Source organism: Phaeacidiphilus oryzae TH49 (assembly GCF_000744815.1).
GTDB lineage: Bacteria > Actinomycetota > Actinomycetes > Streptomycetales > Streptomycetaceae > Phaeacidiphilus > Phaeacidiphilus oryzae.
The window spans coordinates 743,699-765,619 of record NZ_JQMQ01000005.1 but is presented as its reverse complement, the minus strand read 5'-3'; the positions used below and the strand labels follow the sequence as shown (position 1 = coordinate 765,619).

Annotated in this window: 22 protein-coding genes; 13 read left to right on the top strand and 9 right to left on the bottom strand. The window is 72.7% G+C overall.

Features of this window, described 5'->3' with window-relative positions:
* Positions 1-327 precede the first annotated feature (327 nt).
* On the bottom strand, positions 328-1,203 hold the full coding sequence (locus BS73_RS07775) for an LLM class flavin-dependent oxidoreductase (protein WP_037570604.1): 876 nt from the start codon (positions 1,201-1,203) through the stop codon (positions 328-330).
* 166 nt (positions 1,204-1,369) lie between these two features.
* Here BS73_RS07775 and BS73_RS07770 point away from each other — a divergent pair, with 166 nt between their 5' ends.
* Complete coding sequence (locus BS73_RS07770) at positions 1,370-2,014, top strand: TetR/AcrR family transcriptional regulator (RefSeq protein WP_235215346.1); 645 nt, start codon at positions 1,370-1,372, stop codon at positions 2,012-2,014.
* 22 nt (positions 2,015-2,036) lie between these two features.
* Positions 2,037-2,759, top strand: coding sequence for a TetR/AcrR family transcriptional regulator (locus BS73_RS07765; protein ID WP_152617547.1), 723 nt, complete (start codon positions 2,037-2,039; stop codon positions 2,757-2,759).
* 246 nt (positions 2,760-3,005) lie between these two features.
* Here BS73_RS07765 and BS73_RS07760 read toward each other — a convergent pair whose 3' ends face one another.
* Both BS73_RS07760 and BS73_RS38135 read right to left on the bottom strand, forming a co-directional pair.
* Positions 3,006-3,980 carry an alpha/beta hydrolase gene (locus BS73_RS07760; protein WP_235215345.1) on the bottom strand — a complete coding sequence of 325 codons (975 nt, stop codon included), beginning with the start codon at positions 3,978-3,980 and terminating at the stop codon, positions 3,006-3,008.
* A gap of 143 nt (positions 3,981-4,123) precedes the next feature.
* Complete coding sequence (locus BS73_RS38135; RefSeq protein WP_037570602.1) at positions 4,124-4,327, bottom strand: hypothetical protein; 204 nt, start codon at positions 4,325-4,327, stop codon at positions 4,124-4,126.
* A gap of 156 nt (positions 4,328-4,483) precedes the next feature.
* Here BS73_RS38135 and BS73_RS38130 point away from each other — a divergent pair, with 156 nt between their 5' ends.
* On the top strand, positions 4,484-4,675 hold the full coding sequence (locus BS73_RS38130) for an antitoxin (protein WP_037570600.1): 192 nt from the start codon (positions 4,484-4,486) through the stop codon (positions 4,673-4,675).
* Between the two features lie 145 nt (positions 4,676-4,820).
* Here the strand turns inward: BS73_RS38130 and BS73_RS07745 are convergent, their stop codons facing one another.
* Positions 4,821-5,792 carry an alpha/beta fold hydrolase gene (locus tag BS73_RS07745; protein ID WP_037570599.1) on the bottom strand — a complete coding sequence of 324 codons (972 nt, stop codon included), beginning with the start codon at positions 5,790-5,792 and terminating at the stop codon, positions 4,821-4,823.
* Between the two features lie 142 nt (positions 5,793-5,934).
* On the opposite strand from BS73_RS07745, the gene BS73_RS07740 reads away from it, so the two are divergent.
* Positions 5,935-6,516: a TetR/AcrR family transcriptional regulator gene (locus BS73_RS07740; protein WP_037578662.1), complete on the top strand. Its 582-nt coding sequence runs from the start codon at positions 5,935-5,937 to the stop codon at positions 6,514-6,516.
* A 68-nt stretch (positions 6,517-6,584) separates the two neighbouring features.
* On the opposite strand, the gene BS73_RS07735 is transcribed toward BS73_RS07740, so the two are convergent.
* The 3 genes from BS73_RS07735 to BS73_RS07725 form a co-directional block, all read right to left on the bottom strand.
* Positions 6,585-6,821, bottom strand: a complete 237-nt coding sequence (locus BS73_RS07735) for a chaplin (RefSeq protein WP_037578660.1) — start codon at positions 6,819-6,821, stop codon at positions 6,585-6,587.
* A gap of 130 nt (positions 6,822-6,951) precedes the next feature.
* Positions 6,952-7,863, bottom strand: a complete 912-nt coding sequence (locus BS73_RS07730; protein WP_037570598.1) for a helix-turn-helix domain-containing protein — start codon at positions 7,861-7,863, stop codon at positions 6,952-6,954.
* Positions 7,864-7,974: 111 nt separating this feature from the next.
* Positions 7,975-8,232: a DUF397 domain-containing protein gene (locus BS73_RS07725; RefSeq protein ID WP_037570596.1), complete on the bottom strand. Its 258-nt coding sequence runs from the start codon at positions 8,230-8,232 to the stop codon at positions 7,975-7,977.
* 223 nt (positions 8,233-8,455) lie between these two features.
* On the opposite strand from BS73_RS07725, the gene BS73_RS07720 reads away from it, so the two are divergent.
* The 3 genes from BS73_RS07720 to BS73_RS07710 all read left to right on the top strand — a co-directional run bounded on the left by BS73_RS07720 (position 8,456) and on the right by BS73_RS07710 (position 10,278).
* A complete protein-coding gene (locus BS73_RS07720; RefSeq protein WP_161789655.1) occupies positions 8,456-8,962 on the top strand; it encodes an ATP-binding protein in 507 nt (168 codons plus the stop codon).
* A 93-nt stretch (positions 8,963-9,055) separates the two neighbouring features.
* Positions 9,056-9,895, top strand: coding sequence for an SAM-dependent methyltransferase (locus tag BS73_RS07715; protein WP_051939670.1), 840 nt, complete (start codon positions 9,056-9,058; stop codon positions 9,893-9,895).
* Between the two features lie 38 nt (positions 9,896-9,933).
* The gene (locus BS73_RS07710; RefSeq protein ID WP_152617545.1) at positions 9,934-10,278 is read left to right on the top strand and encodes a hypothetical protein; all 345 of its coding nucleotides are present in this window, start codon (positions 9,934-9,936) and stop codon (positions 10,276-10,278) included.
* A gap of 69 nt (positions 10,279-10,347) precedes the next feature.
* Here BS73_RS07710 and BS73_RS07705 read toward each other — a convergent pair whose 3' ends face one another.
* Complete coding sequence (locus BS73_RS07705) at positions 10,348-12,024, bottom strand: alpha/beta hydrolase (RefSeq protein WP_037570592.1); 1,677 nt, start codon at positions 12,022-12,024, stop codon at positions 10,348-10,350.
* 267 nt (positions 12,025-12,291) lie between these two features.
* Here BS73_RS07705 and BS73_RS07700 point away from each other — a divergent pair, with 267 nt between their 5' ends.
* Together BS73_RS07700 and arcA are read left to right on the top strand one after the other, a co-directional pair.
* Positions 12,292-13,734: a basic amino acid/polyamine antiporter gene (locus BS73_RS07700; protein ID WP_051941357.1), complete on the top strand. Its 1,443-nt coding sequence runs from the start codon at positions 12,292-12,294 to the stop codon at positions 13,732-13,734.
* 56 nt (positions 13,735-13,790) lie between these two features.
* Positions 13,791-15,053 (top strand): arginine deiminase, encoded by a 1,263-nt coding sequence (arcA, locus tag BS73_RS07695; protein WP_037570588.1) that lies wholly within the window; start codon positions 13,791-13,793, stop codon positions 15,051-15,053.
* A gap of 87 nt (positions 15,054-15,140) precedes the next feature.
* Here the strand turns inward: arcA and BS73_RS07690 are convergent, their stop codons facing one another.
* Positions 15,141-16,160: a LacI family DNA-binding transcriptional regulator gene (locus BS73_RS07690; protein ID WP_235215344.1), complete on the bottom strand. Its 1,020-nt coding sequence runs from the start codon at positions 16,158-16,160 to the stop codon at positions 15,141-15,143.
* Between the two features lie 281 nt (positions 16,161-16,441).
* Between BS73_RS07690 and BS73_RS07685 the strand changes: the two genes are divergently transcribed.
* From BS73_RS07685 to BS73_RS07670, 4 genes are read left to right on the top strand one after another with little or no spacing between them, the layout of a single operon-like run.
* Positions 16,442-17,692, top strand: a complete 1,251-nt coding sequence (locus BS73_RS07685; protein ID WP_051939669.1) for an ABC transporter substrate-binding protein — start codon at positions 16,442-16,444, stop codon at positions 17,690-17,692.
* Positions 17,693-17,749: 57 nt separating this feature from the next.
* Positions 17,750-18,685 carry a carbohydrate ABC transporter permease gene (locus BS73_RS07680; protein WP_037570585.1) on the top strand — a complete coding sequence of 312 codons (936 nt, stop codon included), beginning with the start codon at positions 17,750-17,752 and terminating at the stop codon, positions 18,683-18,685.
* On the top strand, positions 18,685-19,503 hold the full coding sequence (locus BS73_RS07675; protein ID WP_037570583.1) for a carbohydrate ABC transporter permease: 819 nt from the start codon (positions 18,685-18,687) through the stop codon (positions 19,501-19,503). The genes BS73_RS07680 and BS73_RS07675 overlap by 1 nt, the downstream gene beginning before the upstream one ends.
* The gene (locus BS73_RS07670; RefSeq protein WP_235215343.1) at positions 19,500-21,908 is read left to right on the top strand and encodes a beta-xylosidase/alpha-l-arabinosidase; all 2,409 of its coding nucleotides are present in this window, start codon (positions 19,500-19,502) and stop codon (positions 21,906-21,908) included. The genes BS73_RS07675 and BS73_RS07670 overlap by 4 nt, the downstream gene beginning before the upstream one ends.
* The last annotated feature ends 13 nt before the right edge of the window (positions 21,909-21,921 follow it).

Genomic DNA, 21,921 nt, shown 5'->3' with positions numbered 1-21,921 from the left:
GGCCGGCTGTGAGGCCAGGTGGCTGCGCGACGGCGCTGTGGTCCACGTCTGGACCTGGCCTGCCCTGGGGGTCGGTGGGCCCCTGAGCCCCGTCCGACGGCGAAGGCGTGCGGCGGCCACCGCCCGTCTCCGGTGGGCCTGCGCCGCCGCCTCGGCCGGCCGCGAGGCCGACGGCGCCGCGGACCCTGCTTGGACCTCGCGTGGCCTGTGGGCGTGCCCACAGCGCGGCCCTGGTTGTTCTCGGCGCCGGCCGGTCGGCTCTCGCCCTGCGCCGCCTGGCACCCGACCAGGCGTCACCCTCCCCAGGCGCCGTCGTCCCGCGTTCGGCTACAGAGCTCTGATCAGCTCGTCTGCCATGCGGTGGACGGTCTCCGGCCGGTAGGGGGCGGGCAGTGGGAGGACGATGTGCGGGAAGCCGGCGGCGATCGCCTCGCGGATCTCGGCGCGGGCCGCGTCGGGTCGCTCGAGATCGACGGGCAGCACCATCGAGCGGGTGATCCCGGCCGGGTCGCGCCCGATCTCGGCGCAGTAGCGGTCAAGCAGCGCGCTGCGGGCGACGGCGTCCGCGAGGTCGCCGCCGGGGATGTTCCACAGGTCGGCGTGCTCGGCGACGACCCGCAGGGTCGAGGAGGAGCGGCCGCCGATCAGGACCGGCGGATGCGGCCGCTGCACCGGCTTCGGGTTGCCGAACGCCCCGCTGAGCCGGACCTGTGCCCCCTCGAAGTCGAACGGCTTCTCCTCGGTCCACAGCCGCCGGATCACCGTGCAGGCCTCCGCGAGGCTCTCCACCGCCCGCCCGGAGTCGTGGAAGGGGAGGCCGTGCGCCGCGTACTCGCGCCGCGCCAGCGGGTGGCCCGGGCGGGAGCCGACGCCGATGCCGAAGTCGAGCCGCCCGCCGGACACGATGTCGACGGTGGTGGCGATCTTGGCCAGCATCGCCGGCGGGCGGAACCGGTTGCTGGTGACCATCAGGCCGAGACGCAGCCGCCGGGTCTGAGCGGCGAGCGCGGAGAGCAGTGTCCAGCCCTCCAGAATGGGTCCCTCCGGGTCGCCGGCGATCGGCATGAGATGGTCGAACAGCCAGGCGTGCTCGATCTCCGGGACCGCGTCGGCCGCCCGCCAGACGTCCAGCAGGTCCTGGTAGGCGACCTGCTGCGGGGCGGTCATGATGCCGAAGCTCGGCCGGGAGGCGTGGGTGGTCATGGGCCGTCGGTCCTTTCCTGCGCGGAGGCGTGCCGCGGCGATGGCCGTCGGCGGCCGGCTCTGGCATGATGGGAAACGGAACTATGCTCCGTTAACAATACGGAGCGTTGTTCCACTTTGCAAGCGCGAGGCTCGCGAGGGCCGGTCGAGTGGATGGGACGATGCGGTGAAGGACGGCGGCGAGCGCGGCGGTGCCCGCGAGGCGCGGACGAGCGCGACCGGCGCGGCAGAGGCGGCGGACGCGGCGCGCCCCGGCCGGCCCAAGCGCGCGGACGCCCGGCGCAACCAGGAGGCCCTGCTCGACGCGGCCGCAAAGGTCTTCGTCCGCTCGGGTGTGGACGCCCCGGTCCGGGCGATCGCTGCCGAGGCGGGAGTCGGCATGGGCACCATCTACCGGCACTTCCCGACCCGCGCGGACCTGATCATCGCCGTCTTCCGGCACCAGGTGGAGGCCTGCGCCGAAGCCGGCCCGGCGCTGCTCGCGGAGGGCGTCGGCCCGTTCGCCGCGCTGGAGCGGTGGATCGACCTCTTCGTCGACTTCCTGGTCACCAAGCACGGACTGGCCGGCGTCCTCCGCTCGGACGGCGCCGGCCAGGAGGCCCTCCACGCCTACTTCATCGAGACCCTGGTGCCGGTCTGCGGCATGCTGCTGGACGCCTCGGTCGAGGCCGGCGAGATCGAGCCGGGGATGGCGCCGCTGGAGCTGATGCACGGCGTCGGCAACCTCTGCATCGGCGCGGACGCCGACCCCGAGTACGACGCCCGGCGGCTGGTCCGGCTCCTCATCACGGGACTGCGCCGGGCGAACTGACCGGCGGGCATAGATTCTGCTTGTGGAACGCGACAAGGCACCAGCAGAACCGAGCGAATCGAGCGGTCCGAGCGCACCGAGCCCATCGAGCGCATCGAGCGCATCGAGCGCCCCGGTCCCGGCGAGCGCACCGACCCCGCTGCCCCGCGGGCGCCATCGCCTGAGCCGCGACGAGGTCCGCCGTTCGCAGCGCGACCGGCTGCTGGCGGGGATCGCCGAGACGGTGGCCGAGAAGGGCTACGCCGACACCACGGTCGGCGATGTCCTCCGGCGCGTCCACATCTCCCGGGAGACCTTCTACCAGCACTTCGCCAACAAGGAGGAGTGCTTCCTCGCCGCCTTCGACCAGGCCTCCGATCTGCTGATCGCGGTCATCGAGGAGGCCCTGGGCCCGCCCGGGGACGAGGTGCTGGACCGGCTCGACCGGGTGCTGGCCGTCTACCTCGACACCCTGGCCGGCTTCCCGGCCCTGGCCAGGACCTTCCTGATCGAGGTGTACGGCGCCGGGCACGCGGCGGTCTCCCGCCGGATCGCCGTCCAGGAGCGTTTCGCGGTGGCGATCGCCGACGTGATCACCTACGGCCGGCGGTGGCGGGGCGGCCTGGAGCCGGCCTTCATCGGGCGGGCGGTGATCGGCGCGGTCAGCGCCCTGGTGACCGCGCACGTGGACGCCGGCGAGTACGACCGGCTGCCGGCGCTGCGCGGCCAGGTGATGGAACTGGCGGCGGCCATGCTGGACGGTTAGTCCGAGACTATGTACATGCGTGTTCGCAATTCGTATCGTGGGTGCGCGCACGGTTCGGGAGGGACTCCGGTCCGCGCCCGGTCCGTCGGGGAGACACCGGGAGAACCCCCCGGGGGAACGCCGCCGGGCCGCGCCGGCCGCTGCCGCACGGGGGTCGGCGGTCTTCGGCGCGGCCCGGCGGGCTCCGTCGGCGCGCCCGCCGCCGGGCCGGCCTCCGGGCCCGCCTCCGGGCCCGCTTCGGTGCCGTCAGCGCCCGGCCAGGCGCAGCCCCTCGGCCAGGAACTCCAGCGACTTGCCGATCTCCGGCAGCTCGTCCGGCAGGTTGTTGAGGTGCCCGTGCACCATCCCCTCGGCGAGCAGCGAGGCCACCGGCACATCGCACTCCGCGAGTTGACGCCCCAGTAGTTCCCCGGAGGGGCGGAGGTCGTCGTACTCGGAGACGAGGATCCTGGTCGGCGGCAGTCCGCGCAGCGGAGCGGCGCCGGGCAGGGCGTCCGGCGGGAGGTCGGTCGTCCGCCCGACGTATCCGCGCACCATGTCCTCGACCCGGTCCGGCCCGAGCCGCAGCGGCAGGCCCGCCATTCCGGCGGCCAGCGCCTCGTCCGGCGCCGGATTGGGGAAGTGGGCGAAGGGATAGGCGAGCAGCAGCGCGTCGGCCGGCCGGGGGCCGCCGTCCCGCCCGCGCAGCGCGGTGGCCAGGGCCAGCGCGGCTCCGGCGCTGGCCCCGCCGAGCGCGACCGGTAGCCGTTCGACGTCCACCGCCCCCGCCTCGGCGGGGAGTTCGCCCCGGCAGAGAGCCGTCCAGACCGCGTGGACGTCGTCGACGGGCACCGGATGGCGGACGCCGTCCACCGCCAGCCGGTAGCCCACGGACACCACCAACGCGCCCGCCCGCTGGGCGAGTTCGGCGCAGACCACATGCGCCTCCGGCATGTCGAGGTCGCCGGCCCGGAAGCCCCCGCCGTGCGCCCAGACCAGGGCGGAGCCGAGCGGAGCGCCGGCCGCCGGGCGGTAGGTGCGCAGCGGGACCGGGCCGTGCGGGCCCGCGGTCTCCGCGGCCCGTATCTCGACTCCGGCCGGCGCCCAGGAGCGGGCGCGCTCGGCCAGCCGCCGGGACTGCTCCCGGGTCCGCTCCTCGATCAGGGCGTCATCGGGCCGTCCGTCGCCGCGCGGCTCCAGCAGCGCGGCGAACCTCGCCTGGTAGAAGGGATGTACGGGCACGGCGGCCTCCCGGTCCGACTCGTTCCAACGGATCACCGGGTCACCGGATCACCGGATCCGCCGAGCAGGTTAGCCGGACCGGGCCGCCGGCCGCGCACCCGGAGGGGAGGCGGTTCAGGCACTCGACGAGGGCGGCCGGGCCGCTACTCGATCTCCGGCGCGATCGGCTCCCGCCGGACATGGCCGTTCGGGCAGACGCCCACCCGGGAGTGGTGGGGGAAGGGGTGCCCCGGGTCGCCGGGCCTGGTGTCGGTCTCCGGCGGTGGGGATTCCGCCTTGCTCTCCTCCCAGGTGATCGGCAGCCCACAGATCAGGCAGACGGCGGGATGCGGGTCGGGCACGGTCACGGGAACACCTCCGGTCTTGCTTCGGCTCCCAGCCTGCGCGCCGCCGGGGAGCCCCGCATTCCGGGGGCGACCCTCATACGGAGTAGGAGATCGGGACATACGCGGTCCGAGGGGCTTTCCCTGAGACGAGCACTCGAGCACGACTGGAGGCCAGCGATGAGTGTGATGGACAAGCTCAAGAGCATGCTGCACGGCCACGAGGACCAGGCTTCCTCAGGGGTCGGCAAGGCCGCCGACATGGCCAAGGGCAAGACCGGCGGCAAGTACGACCAGCAGATCGACTCCGGTCGCGAGAAGGTCGAGGACCAGATCCGCAACCAGGGGGGCGACAACCCCCAGGGGCAGTAAGGGGCGGTCGAGCGCAGACCGCAGAGCGCAGACCACAGCGCGCGGCGCACAGAGCGCAGACCGCGGGGCCCGGGACGGCGATCGGCCGTCCCGGGCCCCGCGGCCGCGCGTCGTCGGGCTGCGCCCGGTGCGGCGGGGAAGGTCGTCAGCGCGCGGTGAGGAAGGCCGTCAGCGCGGCCAGGGTCGCCTCCGGGGCCTCCTCGGCGGGGTAGTGGCCGCACTGCGGGAGGATCACCTCGCGGACGTCCTCCGCGGCGAGCCGCATGGCCCCGCCGACCGCCCCGCCCAGGGAGTCCGCGCCCGCGATGGTGAGGACGGGGATGGTGAGCGGCCGCTCCTTGCGGCGCTGGTTCTGTGCCATGGTGCGGTCCAGCTCGCGGTAGAAGCCGAAGGCGGCGCTGAGGGCCTCCGGGCCGGCGGCGATCGGGTCGGTGTACTGGCGGACGGCGTGCTCCGGCAGCGGGCGGGCGGCCTTCGTGGCGAACTGATGGCCGAAGTACAGCCGCTCCCGGCCGCGGACCAGTTCCTCGTTGAGTCCGTCCAGCCGGTTGAAGGCGAAGTGCCAGAGCCGGCGGTTGGCCTCGTGGTCGCCGAGCAGCGGCGGGGAGGGGGATATCCCGGCCACCAGGGCCTCGGCCAGGGCGAGCCGTTCCACCCGCTCCCGGTGGTCCGCGGCCAGCGCGTAGCCGGTCCACATGCCGACGTCGTGGCCGGCCACGGAGAACCGCGCATGGCCCAGTGCGTCCATCAGCGCAGCCAGGTCGGCCGCGAGGGTGCCGGTGTCGTAGCCGGTCGCGGGTTTGTCGGAGAGCCCGACCCCGCGCGGATCGACGGCGACCACGCTGAAGTGCTCGGCCAGTGCCGGCATCAGCAGCCGCCAGGCGTACCAGGTCTGCGGCCAGCCGCAGATCAGCAGCAGGGCGGGGCCCCGGCCGCCGACGACGGCGTGGAGGCGCAGTGCGCCGGTGTCCACATAGCGGCTGGTGAAGGTCTCGCCGAAGCCGGCGGGCAGTTCCGGTGCCCCGGACGCCGAGCCGGAGCCCTCCGGCGCGGCCGGCGGAGGGCCGGGAGGCGCGGACGGAGGAGCGGACGGAAGCGGGGGAGTGGGGGCGGCCATGGGGCGCCTTTCGGCCGGAGCGGGCTGGTCGGCGCCACGCTAGCCATCCTGGACCGATCGGTCAAGGATGTTCCGACCGATCGGTCCAGGATGGCGATACGATCACACCGGCAGGCGGAGTACCGGAACGGAGGTGGCCGCGATGGCCGGCCGGAAGCAGTTCGACCCCGAGGCGGCGCTGGACCAGGCGATGCGGGTGTTCTGGCAGCGCGGCTACGCCGACGCCTCGCTCGACGCGCTGGGCTCCGCCACCGGCCTCGGCCGGGGCTCGCTCTACGGGGCCTTCGGCAACAAGGACGCCCTCTTCCGCAAGTGCCTGGACCGCTACTCCGCGATCTACGGGGCGGCGTTCGAGCGGGCGCTCGACGGGCATTCCGGCGACCCGGTGCGGGCCGTCCGGGCCTTCTTCGACACGGTGCTGGCCCGGCTCGCCGATCCGGCGGTGCCCGGCGGCTGCCTGATCGCCCAGTCCGCCGCCCAGGCGGCGACGCTGCCCGCGGAGAACGGCGAGCGGGTGCGCGGACTGCTCGACCAGCAGCGGCGGCGGGTGCGCGCGGCGCTGGACGGCGCCTCCGCCGCGCCGGGGGCGCTGGACGAGCTGGCCGGATACGTGGTCGCGGTCAACCAGGCCCTCGCGGTGCTCAGCCGGGCCGGTGCCACCGACGCCGAGCTCCGCTCCGTCGCCCGCCTGGCCTGCGACACCGTGGCCGGCGCCGTGGCCTGAGGGACGACGGCGGCCGGCCCCGCCCCGCGGGGTGCGGGGCGGGGCCGGCGGTGCCGGACTAGGCCGGGTCAGCCGTTGGCGCAGACGTTGCCGAAGGCCGGGTTGAGCAGGCCGATGATGTCGAGCGAGTCACCACAGGCGTTGATCGGGATGTGGATCGGCAGCTGGAGGTTGTTGCCCGACAGGACACCGGGGGAGCCCGCGGCTCCGCCCACGGCGCCGGAGTCGGCGCTGGCGGCGGTGGCGGTGCCCAGGACGGTGACGCCGGCGACGGCGGCGGCGGCCACGAGGGTCCGGATGCGCATGGTCATCTCTCCTAGAGGGAGGGTGGTGCGTTGACCCCTCGATCCGAACCCGTGCGCCGCCCCCGTGCGAGGTGAGGGCGGCCGATCGTGGGACGGGTGGACCGGGCGGGTGACGCCGACGCCATGCGGGTCAGCCGCTCTGGCTGATCAGTTCCTTGAGGAAGCGGATGGTCTCGGCGGGCTGCTGGGCGGTCGCGCAGAGCCGGTCCATGACCGTCAGATAGCCGTCCACGTCGTCCTCCTTGTCCAGGTAGAGCGCGCTGGTCAGCTGCTCCAGATAGACGATGTCGGGGAGGTCGTGGGTCTGGAACCGGAGGATGGTGATCGGGCCGCCGGCGGCGGCGTGGCCGCCGACCGCGAACGGGGCCACCTGGAGGGTGACGTTCGGCAGCTCGGCCACCTCCAGGAGGTGCTCGAGCTGCTCGCGCATCTCCTCGGCGGTGCCGAGCGGGCGGCGCAGCGCGGCCTCGTCGATCACCGCCCACAGGCGAGGGGCGTCCGGCGCGGTGAGCAGCTTCTGCCGGGTCAGCCGCAGCTCGACCCGGCGCTCCACCTGCCGCTCCGTCGCCTGGGCGTGGCCGAGCCGGACCACCGAGCGGGCGTAGGACTCGGTCTGCAGCAGGCCGGGGATGAACTGCACCTCGTAGGTGCGGATGAGGGAGGCGGCCTCCTCCAGGCCGATCAGCGTCTCGAACCAGTTGGTGAGGACGTCGCCGTACCGCTGCCACCAGCCCGGCTCGTTGGCGCGGCGGGCGAGTTCGAAGTACCGCGCCCGCTCGTCCGCCTCCAGCACCCCGTAGAGGGTGAGGAGGTCGGAGATGTCGCGCTCCTTGAAGCCGACCCGGCCGAGCTCGAGACGGCTGATCTTGGCGTGCGAACCCCGGATGGCGTCGCCCGCGGCCTCGCGGGTGATCCCGGACTTCTCGCGGAGCCTGCGGAGTTGGCCGCCGAGCACCATCCGCAGCACGGTGGGGCCGCCGCGCGGCTGCTCGGCGGCGGGAGCGTGGAGCGCTTCGCTGTGAGGCCTGGCGGCCGCGGTCATTACGACTCCCAAGAGTGACAGGACGAGCACTCAGTCTCGCAGCAGAAGGATGCACCTTACAAGCGGCGACCCGCCGTCATCGGCCGGGTCCCTCCGCTTCTTCACAGAAACTCAACTCGCTTGGTCCACAAGGGAGTCGAAATCGCCGTCCTTGGCGCCGTCGAGGAAGGCGGCGATCTCGGCCCGGGTGTAGACGAGGGCCGGGCCGTCCGGATGGCGGGAGTTGCGCATGGCGACGTCGCCGCCGGGCAGCAGGGCCACCTCCACGCAGTTGCCGTTCGGGTTGCTGTACCGGCTCTTCCGCCAGGCCGCCCCTGCGATGCGGGTCGCCCGCGTGCCGTTCGCGACCGTCTGGTGCTCACTGGTCAATTGCGCGCTCCTTGCCCAACTCGCGGTGTTCGTACGCCTGTTCATGCATCGGTGCTTGCATGCGTTCTTGCACGCTCGCTTGCAGGTGTGCGTACCGTGGTGCTTGCGAATGTAAGTGCAGATGTACTTGCAGCGCCAGCCTCCGCCGGGGATAGTGGGCGAGAGCGGGCATCTGATCATGACAACCTGCGGCCCCGGCTCCGGCGGCCGCTCGGAGAGCGTGATGACAACTTCTGCGGTGTCGGCGGAGGGCTCGGCCTCGGCCGCCGGACCCCCCGGAGTCTGCCGCGACGCGGCGGCTCCGCAGCACGCGTGCTGGGCGCTGGCCCCCAGACCGCAGACCGTGGGCGCCGCCCGCGGCCTGATCCGCACGACGCTGCGGCTCTGGGGCGCGGCGGAGGTCTTCGACTCCTGCGCGCTGGTGGCGTCCGAGCTGCTGGGGAACGCGCTCCGGCACGGGATCGGCGGGGTCTCGGAGGGGACCACGGGGGGCTGCTCCGCGACCCCGCCGATCCGTCTCGACCTGCGGCTGCGCCGCGGCCGGCTGCTCTGCTCGGTCTCCGACCCCAGCCCGGCGCCGCCGGTGCTGAAGGAGCCCGACTACTTCGCCGAGTCCGGCCGCGGACTGCACCTGATCGATTCGCTCAGCGAGTCCTGGGGCTGGACGCTGTCCGCCGACCGCCCCGGGAAGAGCGTCTGGGCGAGCCTGAGTGCCGCTGCCACCAGCTGAGTTGACGGGGCATCAGGCCGGGGTTCGGCGGGCCGCGGTGCCGCTAGCATGCGGGGCACACGGGGGCCGAGCAGCAGACGAAGGGGAGCAGTCATGCAGACCGACGGGCCGGGCGGGGCCTCAGTGCCGCGCGACCTCCAGCAGGACCGTCCGCACAGCGCCCGGATGTACGACTACTACCTGGGCGGCAAGGACAACTACGCGGTGGACCGCGCGGCCGTGGCCAAGGCGATGGCCGCCTTCCCCGGGGTGCTGATCGCCGCCCGGGTGAACCGCGCCTTCATGCAGCGGGCCACCCGGTTCCTCGCCGAGCGGGGGATCCGGCAGTGGCTGGACATCGGCACCGGCATCCCCACCTCGCCCAACCTCCACGAGGTGGCGCAGTCCGTGGCCCCGGACGCCCGGGTGGTGTACGCGGACAACGACCCGATCGTCCTCGCCCACTCCCGGGCGCTGCTCAACGCCGCTCCCGGCGGGGCCACCGCGTACATCGACGGCAACGTCCGCGACCCGGAGGCGATCCTGTCCTCCCCCGAGCTGGAGCGGACCCTGGACCTCAGCCGTCCGGTGGTCCTCTCGCTCAACGCCCTGATGCACTTCGTCCCGGACGAGTGGGGGCCCTACGAGATCGTCGGGCGCCTGCTGGCGGCGCTGCCCTCCGGGTCGGCGCTCGCCCTCTCGCACGCCACCGCGGACTTCGACCCGGAGGGCTGGGCGGGGGTGGCCGAGGTCTACCGCAAGGGCGGGACCCCGTTGCGCACCCGGTCCCGGGCCGAGGTGGAGAAGTTCTTCGAGGGACTGGATCTGGTCGACCCCGGGGTCGAGGTGCCGCACCGCTGGCGCCCCGAGGACGTCGGGCCGCTGCGGGCGCGCACCGGCGACATCACCGACACCGAGGTCTCGCAGTACGCCGGGGTCGCCTTCAAACCCTGACCCCGGCAGGGCTCTTGCGAAGAAGGAGGAGCGCGCTGATGCGCGAACCGAGGAAGCACGCTGCGAAGCCGTCTTCGACGTCGCCGTCCGCGCGCACCATGCGGGTGGTCTGCGACTGGGTCCCGGGGTCCGCCGATTCGGAGCAGTTCCGGATCCGGTGGACCGCGGACGGCCCGGAGGCCGCGCTGCGGCTCACCGTGGTGACGCTCCGTCAGTGCACCGCGCTCCTCCCGGAATCGGTCGCCCGGATCGCCCGCGAGTGGGTCGAACGGGACAGCCTCAACGATCTGAAGGCCCTGCTGGAGGGCCGACCGGTAGCCCGCGAGGTCAAGGACGAGGCGGGTCTGCTGGCGTGGAGCGCCGGGCCCCTCGAGGGGGCCTAGCCGGGGCTCGGGCCTCTTCCGAGAGGTCACCGTTCACCCGACGCCGGGGGGCCGAAGGCGATCGCCGTCTCAGCCCTGCTCCTCCCGTTCACCGCGGAGGAGGTGGGCCAGGCGCCGGGAGTCGGCGGCGGTCCAGCCGGGCGGGGGGGCGATTCGGGCCCAGGCCTCGACGGGGAGTTGGCCGAAGCGGTGGCCGTGGCCGTCCGGCACGGTGTCGGCGGCCGCCAGATCGCAGGTCACCTGCCAGAAGGTGAGCAGCGGGTACCACTGCATGTCCGGCGAGACGTCCGGCGCCCGGCGGCCCCGCAGCCAGTCCGGATGTCTCCAGATGAGGTCGGGGATCCACCAGGTGACCGGGTCGGTGCCGTTCTGCAGATAGGCCACCCGGGGTGGCCGCCATTCCTGGCCCCCGGGGCGGTCCAGGTCGGCGGCGGTCTGGCCGAAGCGCACGGTGCGCCCGTCCTGGTAGACCGGCAGCCAGGCGGGGCTGCCGGGATCGCGCCGCTCGGTGACGTGGTGGTGGATCGGGTTGTCCGGGGTGGGCCCGACCAGCAGCGCCCCGTCGGCGCTCGCGGTCAGCTGGTCCAGCCGGCCGTGGAAGGACTGCTCGGTGGCGTACGAGCCGAGGCTCTCGCCGGCCAGCAGCAGGGTCGGCCGGGAGTCGGCGGGGAGTGAGCGCCAGTGCTGGTAGACGGCGGAGAACAGGGCGTACCCGGCCGAGCTGGCCTCACCCTCCGTCAGGAAGGAGACCCAGCTGGGCAGATAGGAGTACTGGATCGCGACCAGCGCGGTGTCCCCGCCGTACATGTACTCCAGCGGGCTGGCGATGTTCTCGTTGATCCAGCCGCTGCCGGTGGTGTTCATCACCGCCAGCACCCGCCGTTTGAAGGCGCCGGTGCGCTCCAGCTCGGCGACGGCCAGCCGGGCCCGGTCGGCCAGCGTCGGGGCCGAGCGCAGGCCCACGTAGACCCGGACCGGGTCCATCGCCGGGTGCCCGGAGAAGTCCGCGATCCTGGCGCGGGCGGGCGTCTGGGAGACGAAGTCCCGGCCGTTGGCGCCGAGCGAGGACCAGTCCTCGAACGAGCCCGGCCCGCCCGAGACGGTGGACAGCTGGGGCTGCGGCACGTCCGGGGCGATCAGGTCGTTGGAGAGCTCCGCGCTGCGCTCGACCGAGGCCAGCAGTCCCCGCTCCAGAAAGCCCTGCAGGCTGCCGGCGAGGATGACGGCGGTCACCACGACGGCCGCGCAGAGCGCCACCGCGGGTGAGACGAACCGCAGCCGGCCGAGCTGCCGTCCCAGCGCCCGGGTGCCGAGCCGGATCGACCGGCCGAGGAGCAGCAGCAGCCCGGCCAGCACCAGCGTCACCACCGGCACCAGCGCCCACTGCCACCACACCAGCCGCGGGTCCATCCCGACCGCCCGCCGCAGGTCGCCCTGCCAGCGCACGCTCCAGGCGGTGATGTAGACCGCGGCCGCCGGGCCGCCCACCGCCATCGCCCACCAGGCCCAGCGGCGGAACCGCGGATCGATCGTCACCCACCGCCCGGCCAGCCACTGCACGAAGGCGCCCAGGGCGTAGCCGATCAGCGCGGTGACGGCGGCCGCCAGCGCCTGCAGCAGCCACGGCCGGGGCAGCAGCGAGGGGGTGAAGGACAGCCAGTAGCCCAGCACCGCGCCCAGCAGCGCCGTCCAGGCCGGGCGGCGACGCACCAGCCGGCGGGGGACTCCCGATCGAGAACTGCCCATCCGCCGACTATCCCGTCCCGCCGGCCGCCGGGCGGCGGCTCCACGCCGTCCGATGACCCGTACGGCCCAAGCCGCAGAACCCCACAGCCCTCCAACGGCCGCGCGTGGACTGCGCTGTGCCCGGGGGCCGGGGCAGCGTGGGGAGATGGTGGTGCGCCGGCCGCGAGCCGCGACCGGGCGCGACCACGGGAGGAGGAACAGGTGACCGAGGCAGACCGACCCGCCGCAGCGACGGCCGACGGGGAGCCGGCGGCGGCCAAGCTGTCGATGCCGACGATGGCCGGCATGGTGGTCGGCTCGATGGTCGGCGCGGGGGTCTTCTCCCTGCCGCGGCGCTTCGCCGAGGAGACGGGGGTCGGCGGGGCGCTGATCGCCTGGGCGATCGCCGGCGTCGGCATGCTGATGCTGGCCTTCGTCTTCCAGACCCTGGCGGTGCGCAGGCCGGACCTGAACGCCGGCGTCTACGCCTACGCCAAGGCCGGGTTCGGCGAGTACACCGGCTTCTACTCGGCCGTCGGCTACTGGGCCAGCGCCTGCGTCGGCAACGTGACCTACTGGGTGCTGATCATGTCGACGGTGGGCGCGATCTGGCCGTCCCTGGGCGACGGCGACACCCTGCTGGCGGCGGGGCTCTCCACCCTCGGGTTGTGGGGCTTCTTCCTGCTGATCCGGCGGGGCGTCCGGGAGGCCGCGGCGATCAACCGGATCGTCACGGTGGCCAAGCTGATCCCGATCCTCGTCTTCGTCGTGCTGGCGCTCTTCTACCTCAAGCCGCACGTCTTCGCGGAGAACTTCGGCGGCGCGGACTACGCCGGCTCCCTCTTCCACCAGGTCCGCGGCACCATGCTGGCCACCGTCTTCGTCTTCCTCGGGGTGGAGGGGGCGAGCGTCTACTCCCGGCACGCCAAGCGGCGGGAGGACGTCGGGCGGGCGACGGTGCTGGGCTTCCTCAGCGTCTTCGCGATCTTCGCCTCGGTCACCATCGTCTCCTACGGCCTCCTGCCGATGGGCGAGATCGCCGGGCTGCGCCAGCCCTCGATGGCCGGGGTGCTGGAGGCCGCGGTCGGCACCTGGGGGCGGGTCTTCGTCAGCGTCGGCCTGATCGTCTCGGTGCTGGGCGCCTATCTGGCCTGGACACTGATGGCCGCCGAGGTGCTCTTCGTGGCCGCCCAGGACGGCGACATGCCGCGCTTCCTGGGCCGGTCGACAGAGGCGGACGTGCCGGTCCCGGCGCTGGTGATGACCACCGCGCTGTCCCAGCTGGTGCTGATCGTGACGATCTTCTCGGACGACGCCTTCAACTTCGCCCTGGAGCTGACCAGCGCGCTGACCCTGATCCCGTTCCTCCTCGCGGCCGGGTACGCCCTGCTGATCGCCTGGCCGAGGAGGCCGGGCCAGGCGGGGGCGGAGCGGGCGGGGGCGGAGCGGGCGGCAGGGGCGGCGGCCGAGGCTGGGCGCCCGCCCGTCCGCGAACTGGTGGTGGCGCTGCTGGCCACGGTCTACACCGCGTTCCTCATCTACGCCGCCGGGCTGAAGTACCTCCTCCTCTCGTTCGTCATCTACGCCCCCGCCACCGTGCTCTTCGTGATGACCAGGCGCGAGCAGGGGCGCACCGTCTTCAGCCGGTCCGAACTGGTGATCCTCGCGGTGGTCTGCGCCGGCGGAGTGCTGGGGGTGGTCGCGCTGGCTCTCGGCTGGATCAGCATCTGACCCCTCGTCACCGCACACCTCGTCACCGCACCGCCGCCCTCGGGAGGAACACCCCCATGTCAGCCCCGAACTCCACCGATCCCCACACTCTCGGCGTCCACTCCGAGGTCGGCCGGCTGCGCAAGGTGCTGGTCTGCGCCCCCGGGCTGGCCCACCGCCGGCTGACCCCGAGCAACGCCGAGACGCTGCTCTTCGACGACGTGCTGTGGGTGGAGAACGCCCAGCGCGACCACGCCGACTTCGTCAACAAGCTGACCGCGCGCGGGGTCGAGGTGGTCGAGCTGCACGACCTCCTCGCCGAGACGATGGCCGTGCCCGGCGCCCGGGACTGGCTGCTGGACCGGAAGATCGTCGCCAACCAGGTCGGCCTGGGACTGATCGAGCCCACCCGGGCCTATCTGGAGACGCTGCGGCCCCGGGCCCTGGCCGAGTACCTGATCGGCGGACTGGCCACCGGCGACCTTCCGGAGGAGCTGCGCCCGGAGTACCTGGCGCTGGCCAGGGAGTCCACCGGCGTCCCCGAGTACCTGATGCCGCCGCTGCCCAACACCCTCTACACCCGGGACACCACCTGCTGGCTGTACGGCGGGGTCACCCTCAACCCGCTGTACTGGCCGGCCAGGCACGACGAGACGCTGCTGATGAAGGCGGTCTACGCCTTCCACCCGGACTTCGAGGGCAGCACCGTGTGGTGGGGCGACCCGGAACGGGACTGGGGCCAGGCGAGTTTCGAGGGCGGCGACATCATGCCGGTGGGCAACGGCGTGGTGCTGATGGGGATGAGCGAGCGCACCTCGCGGCAGGCCATCACCCAGGTCGCGCACGAGCTCTTCGCCAACGGGGCGGCCGAGCGGGTGATCGTCGCCGGGATGCCCAAGCTCCGCTCGGCGATGCACCTGGACACCGTCTTCACCTTCGTCGACCGGGACACCGTCACCCTCTACCCGAACATCATGGACGGGGTGCACACCTTCACCCTGCGGTCGGCCGACCGGGCACCGGGGCTGGAGATCACCGACGAGGGCTCGCGGCGCTTCACCGAGGTGGTCGCCGAGGCGCTGGGCCTGCCGGAGCTGCGGGTGATCGAGACCGGTGGCGACGCCTACGCCTCCGAGCGCCAGCAGTGGGACAGCGGCAACAACGCGGTGGCGGTGGAGCCCGGGGTGGTCTTCACCTACGACCGCAACACCCACACCAACACCCTGCTGCGGAAGGCGGGCATCGAGGTGGTCACCATCGTCGGCGCGGAGCTCGGCCGCGGTCGCGGCGGCGGCCACTGCATGACCTGCCCGCTGAGCCGCGACCCGGTGGACTACTGAGCCTGCTGGGCCTGCTGAGCTTTCTGGGTCTGCTCGGTCCGCTCGGCCTGCTGAGCCGCCGGCGGCCCGGCGGGCGCCGGGGCGGCCTCAGTCCGGCAGCCGGGCGGTGCTGCTCCGCTCCACCAGCCGGGTGGCCAGATCCACCCGCAGGGTCGCCGGCTCGTCCCCGCGGGCCAGGTCGAGGACGATCCGGGCGGCGGTCTCGGCCATGTCGGTGAGCGGCTGGCGCACGGTGGTCAGCGGCGGTCCGACCCAGCGGGCGACCGGCAGGTCGTCGAAGCCGACCACGCTGAGGTCCTCGGGGATCCGCAGACCGAGTTCCCGGGCCGCCTCGTAGACGCCGAGGGCCTGGAGGTCGTTCCCGGCGAAGACGGCGGTCGGGCGGTCGGGCCGGCCCAGCAGTTCGAGGCCGGCGGTGCGGCCGGCGTCGTGGTGGAAGTTGCCCTCGGCGATGAGGCCGGGATCGAAGACCACTCCGGCGGTCTCCAGCGCGGCCCGGTAGCCGTCGATCCGCGCCCGGCTGCACATCATCCGGGACGGTCCGGCGATCGCCCCGATCCTGCGGTGACCGAGTTCCAGCAGGTGGCGGGTGGCGGCCAGGCCGCCGTGCCAGTTGGCGGCGCCGACCGCGGGGACGTCCTCGCCGGGGTCGCCGGCCGGGTCGAGGACGGCGAACGGCACCTCGCTGCGGGTCAGTTCGGCCTTCTGGGCGGCGTCCAGGCCGGAGAGGACCAGCACCACGCCGGTGGGGCGGCGGGCGAGCACCGCGTCCAGCCAGGACTGGCGGAGTTCGAGGCGGCCGGCGCACTCGGAGAGGACGACGCTCATCCCCTCCTCGCGGGCGACGTTCTCCACACCCCGGATGACCTCGGTCGCCCAGGCGCTCTCCAGCTCGTGGAAGACCAGCTCCAGCAGGGGCGCCGGCTGCGGGCGGCCGCGCCGGCGCTGGTAGCCGTGCCGGCGGAGCAGCCGTTCCACCCGCTCGCGGGTCGCGGGCGCCACGTCGCCCCGGCCGTTCAAGACCTTCGAAACTGTCGGAACGGATACCCCGGCCTCTCGCCCGATCGCGGCCAGAGTCGCTGTTCCCGACTTCTCGGTGTCCGTCACTGATCCCTTCCCTGGACTTCCGTCCCGCTTTCGGTCAAATCGGGACACTATCCCCGATTTCCTTGCCAGACCTACACGTTGAGTAGGCCATGAAGCTCGGATGTAACGCTTCGGCAACCTGTCGCTCGGGCGTTGACCCAAGATCGCACGCATTCTAGGGTCTCGTCGAACAATATGTTTCGGCGAAGTGTACGAAACTTTTCGGAGTCAGGGAGAGAACAGTGCGCAGACACACGTGGACTGCCCGCGTCGTCACCGGATGCATAGCCGTGGCCGCGAGCATGGGGCTGGCAGCCTGCGGGAGCTCCGGAGGCGTTCCCAAGCAGGCCACCTCCGGCAGCTTCCACGTCCTCGTCTACGGTGACGCCACCAACAAGGTGGAGCAGGAAGTGGTCGCCCAGTTCAACAAGACGTCCAAGGTCAAGGCCGTGCTCGACACTATCCCGGGCGCGGACTACCAGGCCAAGCTGCAGACCATCATCGGCACCCAGCAGGCCCCCGACGTCTTCTTCAACTGGGGCGGCGGCAGCATCTCGCCCTTCGTCAAGGCGGGCCTGCTGCTGCCGCTGGACGACATGATCAAGAGCAACCCGAAGCTCAAGTCCAGCTTCCTGCCCTCGGTCTTCAGCTCCGCCGAGGTCAACGGCAAGAGCTACGGCATCCCGATGCGCGGCACCCAGCCCGTGCTGCTGTTCAGCAACACCAAGGTGCTCAAGTCGGCCGGCATCAGCCAGCCGAAGACCTGGAACGACCTCCTCGCCGACGTCTCCGCGCTGAAGGCCAAGGGCGTCACCCCGATCGCGCTCGGCGGCGGCGACCAGTGGCCCACCCAGATGTGGTTCGAGTACGTCTACGACCGGATCGCCGGCCCGGACCTGCTGCAGAAGGCGCTCAGCGGCGACAAGAGCGCCTGGGCGAGCAGCGACAGCAAGAAGGCGCTGACCGTCCTCAAGCAGCTGATCGACGCCGGGGCCTTCGGCAAGAACTACGACTCGGTGAAGTTCACCGACAACGGCTCGCCGAAGCTGCTCGCCACCGGCAAGGCCGCCTTCGAGCTGATGGGCTCCTGGGACTACTCGACCCTGCAGTCCATCTCGCCGGACTTCGTCAAGACCGACCTCGGCTACGGCGCCTTCCCGAGCATCCCCGGCGGCAAGGGCGACCCGGCCGACGTGGTCGGCAACACCAACAACTTCTACTCGGTGCTGAAGACCACCAAGTACCAGGCGGCCATCGCCAAGTTCCTGACGCTGATGTACTCCGACCAGTTCGTCAAGGAGCAGCTGTCCATCGGCAACCTGCCGACCACCACCAACACCAGGCAGTTCATCTCCACCGCGGCCGCCAGCCCCGCCTACGACCAGTTCCAGTACGGACTGGTGCAGAAGGCCCCCTCCTTCGCGCTCTCCTGGGACCAGGCCTACCCGCCGTCGGACAGCCAGCCGATCCGCACCGCCGTGCAGCAGTTCTTCGACGGGCAGATCGACCAGAACGGCTTCATCCAGGCCATGCAGTCGCTGTCGACCTCCTGACGCAGTGTCGGACGCGATCGACGCGGACGCCTTGAACCACATGGACGCACACCAGAAATGACCTCCATCGCACGGACCGTCGCGATCCGCCGGGGCCGGCAGCGCAGTGCTGCCGGCACCGACCGGGTGGCCCGCCCGGGCTTCGCCTGGGCCCTCCCCGCCACGGTCTTCTTCCTGCTCTTCGCCATCGTCCCGCTCGTCCTGGTCGCCGTGCTCTCCTTCGTGAGCTGGGGCGGCCTCGGCTCGCCGCAGTGGGCGGGCGTCTCCAACTGGACCAAGCTCTTCCACGACCCGGTGATGCTGCAGAGCCTCTGGCTCAGCCTGCTGCTCACCGTGCTCGGCGTGGCCGTGCAGACCCCGGTCAGCATCTTCATCGGAGTCTGGGCGGCCGGGTACCAGCGCAACCGCGCGGTGCTCTCGGCCATCTACTTCGTTCCGCTGCTGCTCTCGGCGACCGCCATCTCGGTGCTCTGGCGGGCCCTCCTCGACCCCAACTTCGGTATCCCGTCCCAGGCCAGGTGGCTCTTCGGAAGCGGGAACCTCCTCGGCTCGCAGGCCGGGGCGATGGGCGTGCTGGTCTTCGTCGGCGCCTGGCAGTACACCCCCTTCCACACCCTGATCTACCAGGGCGCCGCGCGGGCCATCCCGCGGGTGCTCTACCAGGCCGCGGAGATCGACGGCGCGGGGCGGGTGCGGCAGTTCCTCCATATCACCCTGCCGCAGCTGCGCAACGCCATGATCACCTCGATGATCCTGATGGTGGTGGGCGGTCTGACGACCTTCGACACCGTCCTCATCCTCACCCAGGGCGGGCCCGGCACGGACACCACCATCAGCGCCTACTACATGTACCGGAAGGCCTTCCAGGGCTTCGACTTCGGCACCGGCTCGGCGATCGCCCTGCTGCTGGTCGTGGTGGCGACGATCATCTCGCTGGTCGTGGTGCGGATCTCCGGCTACGACAAGATGCGCAGCATGGCGGAGGGCGTCTGATGCGACGTCGACCCAACTACCTCGCCGGCCTCGCCTCCATCGTCTGGCTCGTGCTGGTCGGCCTGCCGCTGTACGTGATGGTCTCCGCCTCGGTGCAGGACACCAGCGGCTTCTCCGCGAGCGGCCCGCTGGGCCTGCCGCACCACGTGACCTTCTCGAACTTCGTCTCCGACTTCTCCGGCGGCTTCGGCCGGTACTACCTCAACACGGTGATCGTGACGGTCAGCGTGGTGGCCGTCGTCCTGCTGGTGGTCCCGCCGCTGGCGTACGCCATCGTGCGCGGCCGGGGCTTCCTGACCAGGGGCGCCTTCCGGATGTTCCTGCTGGGGCTGGCCATCCCGGCCCAGGCCGTGATCATCCCGATGTTCTACCTGATCAGCAAGGCCGGGCTGTACGACAACCTGATCGGCGTCATCCTGCCCACCGCGGCCTTCGCGCTGCCGGTCTGCGCCCTGGTCCTGTCCGGGGTGATGCGGGACATCTCGCCCGAGCTCTACGAGGCCATGGCCATCGACGGGGCCTCGTCCTGGCGGGTCTTCTTCCGCCTGGTGCTCCCGCTGTCCAAGAGCGGGGTCTCCACCATCGTGGTCTTCTCGGCGCTCCAGGCCTGGAACGGGTTCCTCTTCCCGCTGGTGCTGACCCAGTCGAACAGCACCCGGGTGATCACCCTCGGACTGTACGACTTCCAGACCGAGTTCGGGGTGAACGTCCCGGCCATGCTCGCCGCCGTGGTGCTGTCGATGGTGCCCGTTCTGCTCGTGTACTTGTTCGCCCGACGCGCTCTGGTGCAGGGGCTGATGGGAGTTGGAGGAAAGTGAACGACGACACCGGGGTGCCGACCCCGGCGCCTGCCCCGTGGAACGACCCCTCGCTGGACGTCGCCACCCGCGTCGAGGCCCTGATCTCCGAGATGACCCTGGAGGAGAAGGCCGCGCAGCTCTACGGAGTCTGGGTCGGGGCGTCGAGCGAGGGCGGGGAGGTGGCCCCGCACCAGCACGACAACCTGGAGGAGGCTCCGGACCTCGACGAGCTCCTGCCCAGCGGTCTCGGCCAGCTGACCCGGCCGTTCGGCACCGCCCCCGTCGACCCGGCGCTGGGCGCCCTCTCCCTCCAGCGCACCCAGCGCCGGGTGGCGCGCTCCAACCGCTTCGGCATCCCCGCCGTCGCCCACGAGGAGTGCCTCGCGGGCTTCGCCGCCTGGGGCGCCACCGCCTATCCGGTGCCGCTGTCCTGGGGCGCCACCTTCGACCCCGGGCTGATCCGGCGGATGGCCGCGGCGATCGGCCGCGACCTGCGCGCGGTCGGCGTCCACCAGGGCCTCGCGCCGGTGCTCGACGTGGTGCGGGACGCCCGCTGGGGCCGGGTCGAGGAGACCATCGGCGAGGACCCCTACCTGGTCGGCAGCATCGGCACCGCCTATGTGCGGGGCCTCCAGTCGGCCGGTCTGGTGGCCACCCTCAAGCACTTCGCCGGGTACTCGGCCTCGCGCGCCGGGCGCAACCTGGCGCCGGTGGGGATGGGCCCGCGGGAGCGCGCCGACGTCATCCTGCCCCCGTTCGAGATGGCGGTCCGCGAGGGCGGCGCCCGCTCGGTGATGCACGCCTACACCGACACCGACGGAATGCCCTCGGCCGCCGACGAGGCGCTCCTCACCGGCCTCCTCCGGGAGACCTGGGGCTTCCAGGGCACCGTGGTGGCCGACTACTTCGGCGTCGCCTTCCTCCAGACCCTCCACGGGGTCGCGGGCGACCTCGGCGAGGCGGCCGTCACCGCGCTGTCGGCCGGACTCGACGTCGAGCTGCCGACCGTCAAGGCCTTCCGCAAGCCGCTGCAGGCCGAGGTCGCGGCCGGCCGGCTCGCGGAGTCCGTGATCGACGACGCCCTGCGCCGGGTGCTGCGGCAGAAGGCCGAACTCGGGCTGCTCGACCCGGACTGGAGCCCCGTGCCCGAGGTCCTCAGGGCAGCGGTCCCAGCGCTCGACGGCACGTCCGAGGCGCCCGCGGAGGCCGCGGAGGCCGCCGCCGAGGCGCTGCGCGGCAGCGTCGACCTGGACCCGCCGGAGAACCGGGCCCTCGCCCGCGAGGTGGCCGAGAACGCCGTCGTGCTGCTGCGCAACGACGGCACCCTGCCGCTGGCCGGGCCCGCCCGGATCGCGCTGGTCGGGCCGAACGCCGACACCACGGACGCCGTGCTCGGCTGCTACTCCTTCCCGATGCACGTCGGCGCCCACCACCCCGAGGTGCCGGTCGGCATCGAACTGCCCACCCTCCGCGAGGCGTTGACCGCCGAGTTCGGGCAGAGCACGGTGACCACCGTGCCGGGCGCGACCGTGGACGGCACCGGGACCGAGGGCTTCGCCGCCGCCGTCGCCGCGGCCCGCGAAGCGGACGTCGCGGTCCTCGCCCTCGGCGACCGCGCAGGCCTCTTCGGCCGCGGCACCAGCGGCGAGGGCTGCGATGTGGAGTCCCTCGAACTCCCGGGCGTGCAGAGCCGGTTGCTGGACGCCGTACTGGACACCGGCACCCCGGTGGTGGTGGTCCTCCTCTCCGGACGGCCGTACGCGCTGGGGCGGGCGGTCACCGAGGCGGCCGCCATCGTGCAGGCCTTCTTCCCCGGCGAGGAGGGGACCACGGCCGTGGCCCGGGTGCTCAGCGGCCGGGTCAACCCGTCCGGACGCCTGCCGGTGAGCATTCCGGCCCGTCCGGGCGTCCAGTCCTCCAGCTATCTCACCGCCCGGCTGGGCGGGGTCAGCGATGTCTCCAACATCGACCCGACCCCCGCGTACGGCTTCGGCCACGGCCTGAGCTACACCGAGTTCGAGTGGTCGGAGCTGGAGACCACCGTGCCCAGCGCGGGCACGGACGGCGAGCTGCGGGCGGAGTTCACCCTGCGGAACCGGGGCGAGCGGGCCGGGACCGAGGTGGTCCAGCTCTACCTCCACGACCCGGTGGCCTCGGTGGTGCAGCCCGTGCAGCGGCTGGTGGGCTACCAGCGGGTGCCGCTGGAGCCGGGGGAGCGGCGGAGGATCGAGGTCGTCGTGCCGGGCGACCTGGCCTCCTTCACCGGTCGCGAGGGCCGGCGGATCGTCGAGCCGGGCCGGCTGGAACTGCGCTTCGGCGCCTCCAGCACCGACATCAGGCTCACCGCTCAGGTCGAGCTCACCGGGCCGGCCCGGCCGGTGGACCACACCCGCCGGCTGCATCCGGAGTTCGCGGTGCGCTGACCGGGGCAGCGCC

Bases quoted from the DNA above. Each gene is read 5' to 3' on its own strand.
- BS73_RS07775 (WP_037570604.1), bottom strand. From the start codon at position 1,203: ATGACCACCCACGCCTCCCGGCCGAGCTTCGGCATCATGACCGCCCCG.
- BS73_RS38130 (WP_037570600.1), top strand. From the start codon at position 4,484: ATGAGTGTGATGGACAAGCTCAAGAGCATGCTGCACGGCCACGAGGAC.
- BS73_RS07745 (WP_037570599.1), bottom strand. From the start codon at position 5,792: ATGGCCGCCCCCACTCCCCCGCTTCCGTCCGCTCCTCCGTCCGCGCCT.
- BS73_RS07740 (WP_037578662.1), top strand. From the start codon at position 5,935: ATGGCCGGCCGGAAGCAGTTCGACCCCGAGGCGGCGCTGGACCAGGCG.
- BS73_RS07735 (WP_037578660.1), bottom strand. From the start codon at position 6,821: ATGCGCATCCGGACCCTCGTGGCCGCCGCCGCCGTCGCCGGCGTCACC.
- BS73_RS07730 (WP_037570598.1), bottom strand. From the start codon at position 7,863: ATGACCGCGGCCGCCAGGCCTCACAGCGAAGCGCTCCACGCTCCCGCC.
- BS73_RS07720 (WP_161789655.1), top strand. From the start codon at position 8,456: ATGACAACTTCTGCGGTGTCGGCGGAGGGCTCGGCCTCGGCCGCCGGA.
- BS73_RS07715 (WP_051939670.1), top strand. From the start codon at position 9,056: ATGCAGACCGACGGGCCGGGCGGGGCCTCAGTGCCGCGCGACCTCCAG.
- BS73_RS07710 (WP_152617545.1), top strand. From the start codon at position 9,934: ATGCGCGAACCGAGGAAGCACGCTGCGAAGCCGTCTTCGACGTCGCCG.
- BS73_RS07705 (WP_037570592.1), bottom strand. From the start codon at position 12,024: ATGGGCAGTTCTCGATCGGGAGTCCCCCGCCGGCTGGTGCGTCGCCGC.
- BS73_RS07700 (WP_051941357.1), top strand. From the start codon at position 12,292: ATGCCGACGATGGCCGGCATGGTGGTCGGCTCGATGGTCGGCGCGGGG.
- arcA (WP_037570588.1), top strand. From the start codon at position 13,791: ATGTCAGCCCCGAACTCCACCGATCCCCACACTCTCGGCGTCCACTCC.
- BS73_RS07685 (WP_051939669.1), top strand. From the start codon at position 16,442: ATGGGGCTGGCAGCCTGCGGGAGCTCCGGAGGCGTTCCCAAGCAGGCC.
- BS73_RS07680 (WP_037570585.1), top strand. From the start codon at position 17,750: ATGACCTCCATCGCACGGACCGTCGCGATCCGCCGGGGCCGGCAGCGC.
- BS73_RS07675 (WP_037570583.1), top strand. From the start codon at position 18,685: ATGCGACGTCGACCCAACTACCTCGCCGGCCTCGCCTCCATCGTCTGG.